Source organism: Variovorax sp. P4_D9, from assembly GCF_056401695.1.
Genome location: NZ_JBFUIU010001368.1, coordinates 1 through 1,573 on the forward strand (window position 1 = coordinate 1; position 1,573 = coordinate 1,573).

2 protein-coding genes are annotated in these 1,573 nt (G+C 67.5%); one reads left to right on the forward strand and one right to left on the reverse strand.

What is annotated here, in order from left to right; all coding sequences use genetic code 11:
- Positions 1 to 1,236, reverse strand: a 1,236-nt coding sequence (argA, locus tag AC1DY5_RS55015) for an amino-acid N-acetyltransferase (RefSeq protein ID WP_478122595.1), incomplete at its 3' end; no start/stop codon positions are given.
- A 67-nt stretch (positions 1,237 to 1,303) separates the two neighbouring features.
- Here argA and AC1DY5_RS55020 point away from each other — a divergent pair.
- Positions 1,304 to 1,573, forward strand: a 270-nt coding sequence (locus AC1DY5_RS55020) for a hypothetical protein (RefSeq protein WP_478122596.1), incomplete at its 3' end; no start/stop codon positions are given.

The following is a 1,573-nucleotide window of genomic DNA, read 5'->3' on the forward strand; positions in this document are numbered from 1 at the left end:
GTGCATGGTTCGGGTGGTGAGCACGAAGATGCTCTCGAGCCCGGAGGCCTTGGCGCGCTGCTCGACACGTTTCAGGATGCGTTCGCCGTCGCCTTGGGCCTGCGAATGCGGCGACACGGTCAGCGCGGCCATCTCGGCGGTCTTCGCTTCGGGGTACGGATAGAGCGCCGCGCAACCGAAGATCACGCCGTCGTGCTCGATCACGGTGTACTGGCCGATGTCGCGCTCGATCTCGGTGCGGCTGCGCTTGACCAGCGTGCCGTCGCGCTCGAAGGGCTCGATCRGCTGCAGGATGYCGCCGATGTCGTCGGCCGTGGCCTCGCGCAGCGACTCGAGCTTCTCGTCAATGATCATGGTGCCGATGCCGTCGTGCACGTAGACCTCGAGCAGCAGCGAGCCGTCGACCGAGAAGGGCAGGATATGGTTGCGTTCGACGCCGGCCTCGCAGGCCTTCACGCAGTGCTGCAGGTAGAAGGCGGTGTCGGTCGGGCGCTGCGGCGGCGGCAGCGCGGCCAGCAGCTTGCGGGCGGTGTCGAGCGGCAGTTCGGTGTCGATCGGGTTCTCCTCGCTGATCGGCAGGCTCGCGTCCTGGGCGATGCCGGGCACTTCGGTCAGGAAGATCAGCTTGTCGGCCTGGATCGAGATTGCCACGCTGGTCGCGACCTCTTCCATCGTCAGGTTGAAGGCCTCGCCGGTGGGTGAGAAGCCGAACGGCGACAGCAGCACCATCGAGCCGAAGTCCAGGGCGCGCCGGATGCCGGCCGCATCGACCTTGCGCACCAGCCCAGAATGCTGGAAGTCGACGCCGTCGACCACGCCGACCGGCCGGGCGGTGACGAAGTTGCCCGAGATCACGCGGATCGTCGAGCCGGCCATCGGGGTGTTCGGCAGGCCCTGGCTGAAGGCCGCCTCGATCTCGTAGCGCAACTGGCCGGCGGCCTCCTGGGCGCAGTCGAGCGCCACTTCGTCGGTGATGCGGATGCCGTGCGAATACCTGGCCTCGTGACCTTTGGCGCGCAGCTGCTCGTTGACCTGGGGCCGGAAGCCGTGCACCAGAACAACCTTGACGCCCATGCTCTGGATCAGCGCCAGGTCCTGGGCGATGTTTGCCAGCTTGCCGGCGGCGATCGCCTCGCCGGCCATCGCGACCACGAAGGTCTTGCCGCGGTGCATGTGGATGTAGGGCGCGACCGAGCGGAACCAGGGCACGAAGGTGAAGTTGAAGACGGTGGACATTGGCGGGGTAGGTCGGGCGGAGTTGCCGGGCGCAAGATAATCGGGGATTTTCCCCGAACTGCCCGCCTTGTCTTCGTCTCCTCTTCGAATCGAGTTCCCCGAGTCCCTGCCGGTGTCGGCCCGGCGCGACGAAATCAGCGCCGCCATCGAGGTGAACCAGGTCGTCATCGTCTGCGGCGAGACCGGCTCGGGCAAGACCACGCAGCTGCCAAAGATCGTGCTGGCCCTCGGCCGCGGCAAGCGCAACGCGCCGCAGGGCAAGGGCCGGCTGATCGGCCACACCCAGCCGCGGCGCATTGCCGCGACCTCGGTCGCCAAGCGGATCGCCGAGGAGCTG